The organism is Polaribacter sp. 2405UD43-2 (assembly GCF_058147125.1).
Genome location: NZ_JBYVJX010000003.1, coordinates 196203 through 211793 on the forward strand (window position 1 = coordinate 196203; position 15591 = coordinate 211793).

Consider the following 15591-nt stretch of genomic DNA (forward strand, 5'->3'; position numbering starts at 1 on the left):
AAATATAGTTTATATACTATTTAAAATTTGTTAAAAATGATTTGGATATGCAACTACGAATTTGCACTTTTGAAAACCAAAAATAAAAAGATGAATACCATACATTACATAGATGCACTTCCGTTAGATTTATCTCAAATTCAAGAGATAATTTCTTCGGATAAAAAGTTAGCTTTATCTGAAACTTCTATTCAGAGAATAGAAAAATGTAGAGCTTATTTAGATGCAAAAACGAAATCGATTTCGAAACCAATTTATGGTATTAATACAGGTTTTGGAGCCTTATATAACGTAAAAATTAACGATCAAAATTTACAAAAATTGCAAGAGAATTTGGTTATGAGTCACGCTTGTGGTACTGGTGATGAAGTTCCTTCCGAAATTGTAAAATTGATGATTTTATTCAAAATTAAAGCTTTAAGTTACGGACATTCTGGAGTACAATTAGCCACCGTAAAAAGATTGATCGATTTTTACAATAATGATATTATTCCTGTGGTGTACACCCAAGGTTCATTAGGCGCCTCAGGAGATTTATCACCATTAGCGCATCTATCTTTACCTTTAATTGGCTTGGGAGAAGTGTATTATAATGGAGAGAAAATATCATCAGAAAAATTATTAAAAACGTTTTCTTGGAATAAAATAAATTTACAATCTAAAGAAGGTTTAGCTTTGTTAAACGGAACGCAATTTATGGCTGCCTACGGAATTCATTGTTTATTAAAATCTCACAAATTATCTTATTTAGCAGATTTAATTGGCACCATTTCTTTAGAAGGTTTTGACGGCAGAATAGAACCTTTTAACGAGTTGATTCATTTTGCTAGACCTCATACTGGGCAAATAAAAACAGCACAAAGAATAAAAGATTTTTTACAAGAAAGTGAGTTAATTTCGCAAGAAAAACAACACGTTCAAGATCCATATTCTTTTAGGTGTATGCCGCAAGTACATGGAGCAAGTAAAGACACCATTAGGTTTGTAACTAAGACATTTTTAACAGAAATAAATTCGGTAACAGACAATCCTAATATTTTTGTTGATGAAGATGAAATTATTTCTGGAGGAAATTTTCATGGCCAACCATTAGCATTAGGACTAGATTTTTTAGCAATTGCGTTATCAGAATTAGGAAATATTTCTGAGCGTAGAATCTATCAATTAGTTTCTGGTCATAGACATTTACCTCCTTTTTTAGTGGCAAACCCAGGTTTAAATTCAGGTTTTATGATTCCGCAATATACAGCCGCGAGTATTGTAAGTCAGAATAAACAATATGCAACGCCTGCAAGTGTAGATTCGATAGAGTCTAGTAACGGACAAGAAGACCACGTTTCTATGGGCGCAAATGCCGCTACAAAATGTAAAAAAGTAGTAGATAATTTACAAAATATTTTAGCCATAGAATTATTTACAGCCTCACAAGCTTTAAGTTTTGGAAACGGAAAAAGTTCTCCGTTTTTAGAAAGTATTGTTGGTTTGTTGAGACAAGATGTTACAATTGTAGAAGAAGACAGAGTTTTACATAATGACATTGTAAAAAGCGCAGAATTTATTGCTTCTTTAGATATTGATTCTGAGGAGTTGTTTGAGTAGTTAGCTAAGGTTTTTTGTGAATGATTTCTTTGCGTTTTAAAATGCAATAACTTTCAGTTAAGCAATAAACTTTAAAAAAGAGCTAACCTTAAAGCTAGCTCTTTGTAGCCATTAAATATACAGAATGTTGTGGTTTGTATTATTATCGAGCATAAACTTTCCTAATAACTTTGTACTCATAATATTCATCTATTTCTTTCAAAATAAATTTTAAATTTTCAAAGTTGTTTAATTCAATAACTTTCACACCAATTTCTTCATAATTAAATTTTTTATTCTTTAAAATCTAATCATAGTTTACAAAATTCAAGTTTTTAAATTTGCATTTATTGATTTTGTTTCTATCTAGAATTTTAAATGTAATACAATCTAGCTTTTTTGTTTTTTCTTTATTTATGCTGTTAAATGAAATCAACTTATCTTTTATTGTATATTTATAATCTGTACTTTCTTGATTAAGTAAGAAATATTTATCTATCTTTTGAGAAAAACAAAAAAGAGAATTAAATATTATCAAAATCATTATAATTTTATTTACAGCATTCATCTTTTTGATTTTATTAAAATTGGATATCACTTTTCTTATCCTTTACTGTTCTTTTTTAATATAGTCTTTAGTTTGTGTTTTATTCAGATTGTTTAACTAATTTTATAATTCTACTGTTGCTTTTAAGTTTTATATAATCATTTTTATATTCAATTATTTTGTATTTTATAATTTGATTTTTTATCGCTTTTGGTAAAAAATTCCCATCTTGTAAAAATATTTGAATTTCATAATTTTGTTCTGTATTAATTAAAAATAAATAATTAAAATAGGATAATTTGGATACTTCTATTTTTCTACTTCCTTTTCTTTTTTTGAATTTTAAAACAGCTACTCCGTATTTATCTGAAATTATTCCTTTCTGTCCTTTCATACTAAATACAGAAACATTAGAAAGAGGTTTTTTACTTAAGTTAAATATTTTCATTTTTATTTTTATGGAATCTGAATTATTATGATAGACTTTATATCTATGAAAATTATTTTCTTTTAATTCTGTCAAATTATAATTTAAAATTAAACTGTCATTAATAATTGTGTACAGACCTTTGCCATACTCATCATCTCCTAAGCTTGCACCTGAATGATATTCAAATATTCCATTTTTATTAAAATCAAAGTAGTTGTAATGCTCTTGGTAGAGCATTAAACTACTATATCTTCCAATAATTTCTGTTTGGCAATAAAGATTAGTGGATAAATAGAAAAAGATTACTGTTGATAAAAGCTTAATTACATTTTGTTCCTTGAGCATCGTTATTTCCATTTTGTTCATTTAATATTATATCTGCTATTGCTTGTCTATTGCTTGCTTTGGAAACGTTGTACTGTATGGTTAGTAGCGTTTTAAAATGCTATAACTTTTAATTTAGAAACAAAAATAGCAGTTAAGAACTAAGCTTAATTTAGCTCTTAACTGTTATTTTTTTACATACTTTGTTGTGGTTTGTATATCATTCTATTTCGGTAATTGCAACTGTTTTAATAAAATATTTTTTTTCAATTATAAATAAAATATACTTATTTAAATATACAGCCAAATCATAATCTCTAACTTTTCCATTTCCATAATAGGCTCCAGATTTTTTTATTATTGTATTCATACAATATGTTTTTGTTGCTTTAAATTATATAAAGTGTCTGTAATAGATAGAGAAGTGAAGTTTTCTTTTTTATCATTGTTTTTAAAAACAAAAATATGTTCTTTCTCTTGGTAGTCAAATCCTTTTTTTTAATATTTACCATCTAACTTTATAAATAAAGTATCTTTTGCCTTTTGTGAAAAACAAATGAATGGAAGAAATAATATGATTAAAAATATATTTTTCATTATTTACAAAAGTTTTTAGTTAAGCCTGATAGGTTTGTATTTTATTAACTCAAAATTTGAAATGCTTTAACAGGTAAAATTTTATATTTTTTTCCTTTTTTAATAACTAAAAAAATATTTATGTTCTTGTTATTAAAACATTTAATAAACTTTTTTTTAGAGGTCAATTTTATATTTTTTAAATTATCTATCAAAACAATCGGTTTTTTGTCGTTTTTCTCGAATAGATACATTCCACTATAACATAAAGTGTATTTGTTTTTCCTATGTTCTGCGACATATTTGCAGTCAGAAACTTCACTATTATACAAAAGATAAATATTTTCTTTTTTATAATATTGCCATATTGCTATTACGGTAATAAAAATAATTATAAATATTCCTATTAAATATTTATATTTTTTAATCACAATTTGTATCATTATTTCTAGATATTAATTTAACTGCAAGCAAATCATCTTTTTGGTCTTTCGTTAATTCAAAAACTCCTTGTGAAGCTAAAATTTTATAGTCATTTAAACTTGAAAATATTGAACCATCATAATTTCTTAGAGCAGTAGCCATTCTATTAATAAATTGGTCTCTCATTATATCGTGGCTATAATTTCCTATACCCGTATCATTAATGTATTTTTTATACATTTCAGTGAAACTTGAATTAAAATCATTATAATGCTTCCCTAAAAAGGCATGAGTAATTTTATGAACTAATATAGCATTTCAATAGAAGATAATGTATTCATTAGATTTTCGTTTATTGAAATGCCATATTATTTATTTTAATTGTGTCTTTACCTTTATCTAGCTTTTTAATATAGTCTTTAGTTTGTATTTTATTCAGATTGTTTAACTAATTTTATAACCTCTCCTCTATCGTTCTTAAGCTTTATATAATCATCGGTTTGTTCAACTATTTTATATTTTATAATTTGATTTTTTATAGCTGTACCATAATTATCTAAATTTAGATATACATCAATCTCATAATTTTTATTTTTCCAAATAGAAAAATCATAACCAAAACCAATATTACTGATATTAAATTCTAGTTGTTGTTTTTCTTTCTTTAAATAAAATTCAACTATCCCGTCTTTATTAGACCTTTTTAATATTTTTTTTGAAAAAATAGATACAGTAGTATCATAAAGTGGTTTTTTATCTAAGTCATAGATATTTATTTTTACTTTAACTGAATCTTTGTTATTTAAATAGTGCTTAAACTTATGATAATCATTCGTCTTTAATTTTGTTAAATCATAATTTAAAATCAAGACATTTTTTCTTATTAGATAATGTCCTTTTCCAAAAGATGAAATCCCTAAATCACCACCTTTATTGTGATTAAATAATCCTGATTTATCAAAAGAGTAGTTCTCAAAAAAATATCCTGTACCATCAACAAAAGAATACTTTCCAATAATTTTTTTTTGAGCACATACATTAAAGAAGCACATCAAAAAAACTAATAATAAAAACCTAATTACATTTTGTTCCTTTTCCATCGTTATTTCCATTTTGTTTATTTAATATTATATCTGCTATTGCTTGTCTATGACTTGCGTTGGAAACGTTGTACTGTATGGTTAGTAGCGTTTTAAAATGCTATAACTTTCAGTAAGTAATAAACTTTATAAAAAAGAGCTAACCTTAAAGCTAGCTCTTTGTAGCTATTAACTATAAAGAATGTTGTGGTTTGTATTTTTTATTCCACCCTTAATCCTCTTGTTCCAGAATAATCCCAATCGACCTCATACTTTAGGATTTTATTTTTCTCATACTTTTCAATTACAAAAGTTTTAAAATAAGTATGTAGCTTATTCACAGGCATAGCCTTTATTGCTTTTTTTTTCCAATCTTTAATTTCTCGAATAGTTTTTTTATAAAATTCAAACTCTTTTTGAGTTAATTCATTCGCTTGAGAGAACTTTATTTTTTTAAAATACTTATAACTACAAGTATCTATTCTATGTTTTTTTTTAATAAATTGAAATCTTTGTCCTTGTATATAAAAGAATGTATGTGTTTTGTTAACTTTTTTTTGATTTTTTTTTGAATTAAATAAAAGATATTTAATTGGTTTCAAAAACTTATTATGATCAATAACAAAATAATCACTTTCTTTTTCTTGAGAGTGAGATAAGATACTAAATGCCATTAATAAAGTTAAAAATAAATTTCTCATAATTAATTACAATTTGAAGGTCCATTTAAGAAGTTTTGATTTATTAATGCTTCAATAACTTGTTTCTCATTAGAAGTTAAATTGTCCCAAGCTACAGTAGTTTGATTGTCTTCAAGTATACCTAATCCTACCCAAGCAACAGCTTCATAAGTTGAACGAGGAAGTCTATTGTTATCAAACTCCTGTATTGATTAGATTTTCGTTTATTGAAATGCCATATTATTTATTTTAATTGTGTCTTTACCTTTATCTAGCTTTTTAATATAGCCTTTAGTTTGTATTTTATTCAGATTGTTTAACTAATTTTATAATTCTACTGTTGCTTTTAAGTTTTATATAATCATTTTTATATTCAATTATTTTGTATTTTATAATTTGATTTTTTATCGCTTTTGGTAAAAAATTCCCATCTTGTAAAAATATTTGAATTTCATAATTTTGTTCTGTATTAATTAAAAATAAATAATTAAAATAGGATAATTTGGATACTTCTATTTTTCTACTTCCTTTTCTTTTTTTGAATTTTAAAACAGCTACTCCGTCTTTATCTGAAATTATTCCTTTCTGTCCTTTCATACTAAATACAGAAACATTAGAAAGAGGTTTTTTACTTAAGTTAAATATTTTCATTTTTATTTTTATGGAATCTGAATTATTATGATAGACTTTATATCTATGAAAATTATTTTCTTTTAATTCTGTCAAATTATAATTTAAAATTAAACTGTCATTAATAATTGTGTACAGACCTTTGCCATACTCATCATCTCCTAAGCTTGCACCTGAATGATATTCAAATATTCCATTTTTATTAAAATCAAAGTAGTTGTAATGCTCTTGGTAGGGCATTAAACTACTATATCTTCCAATAATTTCTGTTTGGCAATAAAGATTAGTGGATAAATAGAAAAAGATTACTGTTGATAAAAGCTTAATTACATTTTGTTCCTTGAGCATCGTTATTTCCATTTTGTTCATTTAATATTATATCTGCTATTGCTTGTCTATCGCTTGCTTTGGAAACGTTGTACTGTATGGTTAGTAGCGTTTTAAAATACTATAACTTTTAATTTAGAAACAAAAATAGCAGAAAAGAACTAAACTTTAATTTAGCTCTTAACTGCTATTTTTTATATACGTGGTTGTGGTTTGTATTTTTAATCCTCTGAAACCCATTCACAGCACCAATATACATCAAAATATTTTACAATTTTATCTTCTGAAATTTTTTCTACAATATTAATTTGTTTAAATAAATGATATTTTAAATCATTACCTTTTTGGTATTTCTCTTTTACATAGTCTATACTTTTAATATTTAACTTTTTTAAAGAGTTTATACTACAGGTGTCTCTTTTTTGTTCTTTAGGGTTGAAGAAAAGTTTTTCGTCGCAAATGTAAAAAATAATCTTATCCTTTTTATGTTCTTTTCGATATTTTTTAACCATAGTATAACCATCCAATTTACTATCATTATCATGAGAGTATTCAACTTCTATTTTACATTTTTTGTTATTACTATTATTAAAAAATAAATAGATTTCTTCTTTTTTTTCTTGACTATAAAAATTTAAAAAAATAAAATAAATAAAGAAAGAAATAATGTTTTTCATTAGTTACAATTTTGATTTTTATTAGCTTCTATATAATCAGAAATTACTTTTCTTATTCTGATTTTCTCATCATCAGAAACACCATCTTGCCATCCAATAATACTTTTTTTATCTAATCCTTCCCAAGCAATATCCATATAAAATTGGCGAGAGTGTTGGTTGTTGTCAAATACTTGCAAAATATCGGCAATAGTTTCTCTATAATGTGTTGCCATTTGTTGATGTTGCCAATTTTTGTGACGTCTATAATAATCGTACATTCCAGGAAAGTCCCCTTCCAAAGCATCTAAAACGTTTTGTCTAGTAACACCTGCTATATTTCCTCCATTGTCAAGTACAGATAATAATTTTCTAAACATTTCAGCATGAATTACTTCATGAGCAATAGTTTTCGCAATAAGTAAATTTGGTCTATAATTTACACCACTTGAAGTTTTATTATTATTTATAGCTATTGTAATTACATAATCTGGAGAACTACCTGCTCCATCGGGAGCTCTAGTTTCCCCTCTTTTACTTCCTAAATCTTCCATTATAAGAATTAAATGACTTATTGGAAAATCCCCATCAAACTTTTTAATAGCATTTTTAAAACCAGTGCTTAATTTTTCCAGTTTTTTATACACACAATCAGCTTTTTCTTTAAGCTCATTTATAATTTTTACGGGAGTTGTAGAGTTGTTTCCTCCTCCACCTCCTCCATTTCCACTACCTCCGCCACCATAATTAACAGGATTATTTCCTTCATTAGGTCCTTTAATTTCACAACCAACTAAATACAATGCTTCAAAATGGCCATTTTCATACCACCAGCCAAAATATACACAAACGATTTCATAACCAGTATTTTTAGCTAAAATTGTATTGTTTTTATTATGATTTGGAAGTTTTTTAAATTCTACAATTTCATTTTTAACATTCAGAATGTTTATATATCCTTTAAAACTATCATCTACTTTAAAATAATTAATTTTAGAGGAAATATTCTCTGAATTAAAAGTTTTATTATTCATATGAAAGTTTGCTAAATAGCTTTTAAATGTTCCCTTTTCATTATTTGAAGGAAAAAATAGTAGTCTACTGAAATCATTCCTATTTTTTGAGTGTGTTTTTGTGTCTTTTCTTTTTTTTGTTTTAAAAGCAACACTAAAACTACCTTGTAAAGAAATAGGTAATTCAACAGCATAGTTGCCTTGATTAAAAGTAACAAATGCTTTATCCCAATCTAAAGGTTTTGCATAGTTGAGTATTTTAAAATCATTTAGTTTTGGGTTTTCTTCGAACCATTTTTTAACAGAATTAATAATTTTAGAAGTTTCCTTTTGGCTTTTTTGTTCAATTATTAGTTCATCTTTTTCGCAATTCCAGAATAATACTGACATTCCAAAGAATAGAATTCCAGCCTTTAGAAAGTTAAATAATTTGTTTTTTTCTTTTTCATAAAGTTTAAATTTAAGATTAATATTCAATTTTTGTACATAAAGCTTTAGTTTTTGGTTCTCAATTCAACTCATAAGTAATTGAAATATAAACCACAATGCAAACACATTTAAGTAACGTTTTAATGTTTTATAAACGTAGTTAGCTAAGTTAGCTTTTTTCAGTTAAAAAATCAATAGGAAAAACACTTGTTTTTTAAACATAAAAAAATCCCAAACGAAAGTTTGGGATTTGTATTTAATCATTGCTCTCGGTTTCTGTTCGAGATTCTATTTTCTTTTCGCCTTTTTTTATTTTAATGGTAAGTTGGTTTGTTTTTTCATCCAAATCCATAGTAATGGTATCACCTTCAGTAAGTTTAGAATTTACAATTTCTTCAGCTAAAGCATCTTCAATATATTTTTGTATGGCTCTTTTTAATGGTCTTGCTCCGTATTTTTTATCAAAACCTTTGTCAGCTATATAATCTTTGGCTTTTTCGCTTAAATTTAAAGTGTAGCCTAAATCTGAGATTCTGTTTAGCAACTTGTCTAACTCAATATCTATAATAGAATGAATATCTTCTCTTTCTAGTGCATTAAATACAATTACATCATCTATTCTATTTAAAAATTCTGGGGCAAAAGATTTCTTTAAAGCGCCTTCTATAACTGATTTTGCGTGTGCATCTGCTTGTTCTTTTTTAGATGCTGTACCAAAACCAACACCGCCACCAAAGTCTTTTAATTGGCGCGCACCAATATTAGAAGTCATAATAATTATAGTGTTTCTAAAATCTATTTTACGCCCTAAACTATCAGTTATAAAACCATCATCTAAAATTTGTAACAACATATTAAACACATCTGGATGCGCTTTTTCAATTTCATCTAAAAGTACAACAGAATAAGGTTTTCTTCTTACTTTTTCGGTTAATTGTCCTCCTTCTTCATAACCCACATAACCTGGAGGTGCACCAATTAAACGAGAAATGGCAAACTTTTCCATATACTCGCTCATATCAATTCTAATTAAAGAATCTTCTGAGTCAAACAATTCGCGTGCTAAAACTTTAGCTAATTGCGTTTTACCAACACCAGTTTGTCCTAAGAAAATAAAAGAACCAATAGGTTTGTTAGGGTCTTTTAAACCAACTCTATTTCTTTGAATTGCTTTTACCACTTTAGTAACGGCTTCATTTTGCCCAATTACTTTTCCTTTAATTAGTTGAGGTAATTCGTGCAAACGATGACTTTCTGCTTCTGCAACTCTATTTACAGGAATTCCTGTCATCATAGAAACTACTTCTGCAACGTTATCTTCGGTAACAATTTCTCTGTTTAATTTAGAGTCTTCTTCCCATTGATTTTGAGCAGAATTTAGAGCTGCTTCCATATTTTTTTCGTCATCACGTAATTTTGCAGCTTCTTCGTATTTCTGTCCGTTAACAGCTTTTGTTTTACGTTCGCGAATAATTTCTAATTGCGATTCTAGTTCTAAAACCTGTTTAGGAACCACAATGTTTGTAATATGAATTCTAGAACCAGCTTCGTCTAAAGCATCAATAGCTTTGTCTGGTAAATACCTGTCAGTCATATATCTATTGGTTAATTTTACACAGGCTTCTATGGCATCATCTGTAAAATCTACATTGTGATGTTCTTCGTATTTTTCTTTAATATTGTGTAAAATTTGTATGGTTTCTTCAACAGTTGTTGGATCTACAATTACCTTTTGAAAACGGCGTTCTAAAGCACCATCTTTTTCGATGTTGGTTCTAAATTCATCCAACGTAGTTGCGCCAATACATTGTATTTCTCCTCTTGCCAAAGCAGGTTTTAACATATTAGAAGCGTCTAAAGAACCAGTTGCGCCACCTGCGCCAACAATGGTATGAATTTCATCTATAAATAAAATGATGTCATCATTTTTTTCTAATTCATTCATTAAGGCTTTCATACGTTCTTCAAACTGACCACGATATTTTGTGCCAGCAACCAAACTTGCTAAATCTAGAGAAACAATTCTTTTATCAAATAAAATTCTTGACACTTTTCTGTCAACAATTCTTAAAGCCAAACCTTCTGCAATGGCAGATTTACCAACTCCTGGTTCTCCAATTAACATTGGGTTGTTTTTCTTTCTACGGCTTAAAATTTGAGAAACTCGCTCAATTTCTTTTTGCCTACCCACTACAGGATCTAATTTGCCTTTTTCTGCTAAATCAGTTAAATCGCGACCAAAATTATCTAACACTGGAGTTTTCGATTTTTTTGCTGTTTTTCCTTTTTGAGGTTGATCAAAAGGATTCGCTTTTTCTGAAGCAAATTCATCATCAGAAGGTGTTTCTGCTATTGGATTAATTGGTAAATCAGCATCTAAATCATCTACGTGTAATTGTTTGTAGAGTGCTTTTGCTTCATCATAATTTATATGATATTTATGTATTAACTTTGTAGTTGGGTCGTTTTCATTTCTTAAAATACAAAGTAATAAATGTGCGGTATCTATAGCATCACTTTGATATAATTTAGCTTCTAAAAAAGTAGTTTTTAAAGCTTTTTCTGCTTGCCTTGTTAAACGTAAATTGGGCTTTTCTGTACTTACAGTAAAAGTAGGATTTGCAGGATTTAACTGCTCTAATTTTTTGCGTAACAAATCTAAGTCAATATCAAATGCGGTTAATATTTCTACAGCTTTTCCATCTCCTTTTCTTATCAAACCTAATAATAGATGTTCAGTTCCAATAAATTCGTGCCCTAAACGTAGCGCTTCTTCTTTACTAAAAGTGATTACATCTCTAACTCCTGGTGAAAAATTATCGTCCATATTTCTTTCTGTCTATAATTGATATGATGTAAATTTAGTCCTTTTTTTTGAAGATAATTACAAAAAAGATGCCATTCGCAAAAAATGGCTATTCAGACCATAAGACTAAGGTAGAAAACACTTGTAAATCAGACAAATAATTGAGTGACAAAAATTATTAAAAAATGTTGATAACTCTAGGTGATTCTAGTTCTTAAAATCTTTGTAAAAACAAGTAGAAATAGTATCTTGCCTTGTTTTAAAAAAATGAATAAATTTTAATCAAAATATATATATGGCAGACGGAGAAAAGTTGATTCCGATTAACATTGAAGAGCAGATGAAATCTGCATACATCGATTACTCGATGTCAGTAATTGTTTCAAGAGCATTACCAGATGTAAGAGATGGTTTAAAACCTGTACATAGAAGAGTTTTGTATGGTATGCACGAGTTAGGAATTAAAGCAACAGGTTCGTATAAAAAATCTGCAAGAATTGTTGGAGAGGTTTTAGGTAAGTATCATCCGCATGGAGATACTTCTGTATACGATTCTATGGTGCGTATGGCACAAGATTGGAGTGTGCGTTATATGATGGTAGATGGGCAAGGAAACTTTGGTTCTGTAGATGGAGACAGCCCAGCAGCAATGCGTTATACTGAGGTAAGAATGCAGAAAATATCAGAAGAAATGTTAGCTGATATTGAAAAAGATACTGTAGATCATCGTTTAAATTTTGATGATACTTTACAAGAGCCAACAGTGCTTCCAACTCGGATTCCTAATTTATTAGTAAATGGAGCTTCTGGTATTGCTGTAGGTATGGCTACAAATATGGCGCCTCATAACTTAACAGAAGTTATTAATGGTACAGTTGCATATATTGATAATAGAGAAATAGAGATTGATGAATTAATGCAACATATTTCTGCGCCAGATTTTCCTACAGGAGGAATTATTTATGGTTATGATGGCGTTAGAGATGCTTTTCATACGGGTCGTGGACGTATTGTAATGCGTGCTAAAGCCAATATTGAAGAAGTTAAGGGTCGTGAGTGTATCATTGTTACAGAAATTCCTTATCAGGTAAATAAAGCAGAAATGATTAAAAAAACTGCTGAATTGGTAAATGATAAAAAAATTGAAGGTATTTCAAACATTCGAGATGAATCTGATAGAAACGGAATGCGTATTGTATATATCTTAAAACGAGATGCAATTCCTAATATCATTTTAAATAAATTATTTAAATATACTCAGTTACAAACTTCTTTTAGTGTTAATAATATTGCTTTAGTTAACGGAAGACCAGAGCAATTAAATTTAAAACAGTTAATTCATTATTTTGTTGAGCACAGACACGAAGTAATTGTTAGAAGAACTGAATACGAACTAAAGAAAGCTGAAGCAAGAGCGCATATTTTAGAAGGATTAATTATTGCATCTGATAATATTGATGAAGTAATTGCTTTAATACGTGGTTCTAAAAATGCCGATGAAGCTCGCGAGAAATTAATTGAACGTTTTGAGCTAACCGAAATTCAAGCAAAAGCAATTGTAGAAATGCGTTTGCGTCAGTTAACTGGTTTAGAACAAGATAAATTACGTGCTGAATATGATGAGATTATGTTAACCATTGCTGACTTAAAAGATATTTTGGCAAACGAACCAAGACGTTATCAAATTATTAAAGATGAGTTGTTACATATTAAAGATAAATATGGAGATGAACGTAGATCTACCATAGAATATGCTGGTGGAGATATGCGTATTGAAGATATGATACCTGATACTAAAGTCGTGGTAACCATCTCTAATGCTGGGTATTTAAAACGTACAAATCTTGAAGAATATAAAGTTCAGAATAGAGGAGGTAGAGGTCAAAAAGGAGCCACTACCAGAAATGAAGATTTCTTAGAGCATTTATTTGTAGGTACAAATCATCAATATATGATGTTCTTTACCCAAAAAGGAAAAGTATTTTGGATGCGTGTTTATGAAATCCCTGAAGGTGGTAAAAACACCAAAGGTAGAGCAATGCAAAACCTTATCAATATAGAACAAGATGATAAAGTAAAAGCATTCTTAGTAACCCAAGATTTAAAAGACGAAGAATATATTAATAGCCATTATGTAATTATGGCTACCAAAAAAGGGCAAGTTAAAAAGACTTCTTTAGAACAGTATTCTAGACCAAGAACAAATGGAATAAATGCCATTACGATTAAAGAAGGAGATGAGTTGTTAGAAGCCAAATTAACAACAGGAGATAGCCAAGTAATGTTAGCTTTAGCATCAGGTAAAACCATTCGTTTCGAAGAAGCAAAAACTAGACCAATGGGTAGAACAGCTTCAGGTGTTAGAGGTATAACTTTACAGCATGAAAATGATGAGGTTATTGGTATGGTAGCTGTAAATGATATGGAGAGTAATATTTTGGTAGTTTCTGAAAAAGGATATGGAAAACGCTCTAATTTAGAAGATTACAGAATTACGAATAGAGGAGGTAAAGGTGTTAAAACTTTGAATATCTCTGAAAAAACAGGTAATTTAGTAGCTATTAAAAATGTTGATGATTCTAACGATTTAATGATTATTAATAAATCTGGATTAACTATTAGAATGGCTGTAGAAGATTTACGTGTTATGGGGCGTGCAACACAAGGCGTTCGCTTAATAAATATTAAAGATTCTGATAGTATTGCTGCAGTTGCTAAAGTGGTTCATGAAGAAGAATCTGAGAATGAATCAGAGAATGGCACGGAAATTGAAAACAATACAAATGAAAATCAAGAATAACAATAAATTAATATTAACTAAAATGAAAAAACAAATATTAGCGTTAGCTATTGGCTTTTTTACAGTGGCAACTTTTGCACAAAAAAAAGAGTTAAGAACTGCAGAGAAAGCTATAAAAAAAGGACAATTTGCAGCAGCACTTACTTCTATAAATTCTGTAGAGGATATGTTAAGTAATATGGATGCAAAATACAAATCAAAATATTATTTTTTAAAAGGACAAGCTTTAGCTGGTAAAAATAATTACGAAGGTGCAGCAGATGCTTTTAATAATCTTTTTGCTTTCGAAAAAGAAATAGACAAACAAAGATATTCTAAAGATGCTCAGCCAATGCTAAATGATTTGGTTAAAAAAGTTTCTGAATTAGCAATTAGTCTTTATAATAAAGATAAGAATTATAAAGAAGCTGCAAAGAACTTTTATTTAACTTATAAGTTAAGCCCAAAAGATACTTCTTTTTTATATAATGCTGCAGTTAGTGCTTCTTTAGTTAAAGATTATGACACTTCTTTAAAATATTATAAAAAATTAAAAGAAATTAACTATACAGGTATTTCTACTCAGTATTTTGCTGTAAATAAAAAAACAGGAGAAGTAGAAAATTTAGGTTCTAAATCTAATAGAGATACTATGGTTAAGTTTGGTCAGTATAATAATCCTACCCAAAAAACAACAGAGTCTAAGCAAGCAGATATTGTAAAAAATATTAGCTATGTTTTAATCAATCAAGGTAAAACAGAGGAAGCTATTGTTGCTATTAAAGAGGCAAGAAAAGCAAGCCCAAAAGATATAAACTTGTTATTGAATGAGGCTCAATTATACATTAAGTTAAAAAAAATGGATAAGTTTGGAGAATTAATGCAAGAAGCTGTAAAGATAGATCCTACAAACCCTTCTTTGTTTTTTAATTTAGGAGTTATCAATCAAAATCAAAAGAAAACTAAAGAAGCTATTGGGTATTATAAAAAAGCAGTTGAGTTAGATCCTAATTATGCTGATGCTTATTTAAATATGGCTATTGCTATTTTAAGTGGAGAAAAAGCTATTGTAGATGAAATGAATGAAAATTTATCTAACGAAAAAAAATACAATGAGTTAGAGAAAAAACAAAAAAACTTATACAAAGAAGCCTTACCTTATTTAGAAAAAGCAGACACTCTTAAAAGAAATATAGACACAGTTAGAACACTTCTTAATATCTATGATACTTTAGAAATGACAGATAAAGCTGATGAACTAAGACCTATTTATAAAGAAATGAGAAGTAAACAATAGTGTTTATTCTTTTCATA

Annotated in this window: 12 protein-coding genes; 3 read left to right on the forward strand and 9 right to left on the reverse strand. The window is 28.0% G+C overall.

Annotated features, from left to right (window positions below; translation table 11 throughout):
* Positions 1-90: 90 nt before the first annotated feature.
* On the forward strand, positions 91-1599 hold the full coding sequence (gene hutH / locus ACY2RX_RS06125; protein ID WP_490103089.1) for a histidine ammonia-lyase: 1509 nt from the start codon (positions 91-93) through the stop codon (positions 1597-1599).
* Positions 1600-2225: 626 nt separating this feature from the next.
* On the opposite strand, the gene ACY2RX_RS06130 is transcribed toward hutH, so the two are convergent.
* From ACY2RX_RS06130 to ACY2RX_RS06170, 9 genes are all read right to left on the reverse strand, one after another.
* Positions 2226-2900 carry a hypothetical protein gene (locus ACY2RX_RS06130; RefSeq protein ID WP_490103090.1) on the reverse strand — a complete coding sequence of 225 codons (675 nt, stop codon included), beginning with the start codon at positions 2898-2900 and terminating at the stop codon, positions 2226-2228.
* 199 nt (positions 2901-3099) lie between these two features.
* A complete protein-coding gene (locus ACY2RX_RS06135) occupies positions 3100-3249 on the reverse strand; it encodes a hypothetical protein (RefSeq protein ID WP_490103091.1) in 150 nt (49 codons plus the stop codon).
* Between the two features lie 629 nt (positions 3250-3878).
* The gene (locus ACY2RX_RS06140) at positions 3879-4118 is read right to left on the reverse strand and encodes a hypothetical protein (protein ID WP_490103092.1); all 240 of its coding nucleotides are present in this window, start codon (positions 4116-4118) and stop codon (positions 3879-3881) included.
* A gap of 191 nt (positions 4119-4309) precedes the next feature.
* A complete protein-coding gene (locus ACY2RX_RS06145; protein ID WP_490103093.1) occupies positions 4310-4978 on the reverse strand; it encodes a hypothetical protein in 669 nt (222 codons plus the stop codon).
* A gap of 200 nt (positions 4979-5178) precedes the next feature.
* Positions 5179-5658 carry a hypothetical protein gene (locus ACY2RX_RS06150; RefSeq protein ID WP_490103094.1) on the reverse strand — a complete coding sequence of 160 codons (480 nt, stop codon included), beginning with the start codon at positions 5656-5658 and terminating at the stop codon, positions 5179-5181.
* A gap of 282 nt (positions 5659-5940) precedes the next feature.
* Positions 5941-6615, reverse strand: a complete 675-nt coding sequence (locus ACY2RX_RS06155) for a hypothetical protein (RefSeq protein WP_490103095.1) — start codon at positions 6613-6615, stop codon at positions 5941-5943.
* 200 nt (positions 6616-6815) lie between these two features.
* Positions 6816-7271: a hypothetical protein gene (locus ACY2RX_RS06160; RefSeq protein WP_490103096.1), complete on the reverse strand. Its 456-nt coding sequence runs from the start codon at positions 7269-7271 to the stop codon at positions 6816-6818.
* Positions 7271-8653 (reverse strand): hypothetical protein, encoded by a 1383-nt coding sequence (locus ACY2RX_RS06165; RefSeq protein ID WP_490103097.1) that lies wholly within the window; start codon positions 8651-8653, stop codon positions 7271-7273. The genes ACY2RX_RS06160 and ACY2RX_RS06165 overlap by 1 nt, the downstream gene beginning before the upstream one ends.
* A gap of 295 nt (positions 8654-8948) precedes the next feature.
* Positions 8949-11519, reverse strand: a complete 2571-nt coding sequence (locus ACY2RX_RS06170; RefSeq protein WP_490103098.1) for an ATP-dependent Clp protease ATP-binding subunit — start codon at positions 11517-11519, stop codon at positions 8949-8951.
* A gap of 274 nt (positions 11520-11793) precedes the next feature.
* Here ACY2RX_RS06170 and gyrA point away from each other — a divergent pair, with 274 nt between their 5' ends.
* The gene (gene gyrA, locus ACY2RX_RS06175) at positions 11794-14298 is read left to right on the forward strand and encodes a DNA gyrase subunit A (protein ID WP_490103099.1); all 2505 of its coding nucleotides are present in this window, start codon (positions 11794-11796) and stop codon (positions 14296-14298) included.
* 22 nt (positions 14299-14320) lie between these two features.
* Positions 14321-15574 carry a tetratricopeptide repeat protein gene (locus tag ACY2RX_RS06180; protein WP_490103100.1) on the forward strand — a complete coding sequence of 418 codons (1254 nt, stop codon included), beginning with the start codon at positions 14321-14323 and terminating at the stop codon, positions 15572-15574.
* Positions 15575-15591: the final 17 nt, after the last annotated feature.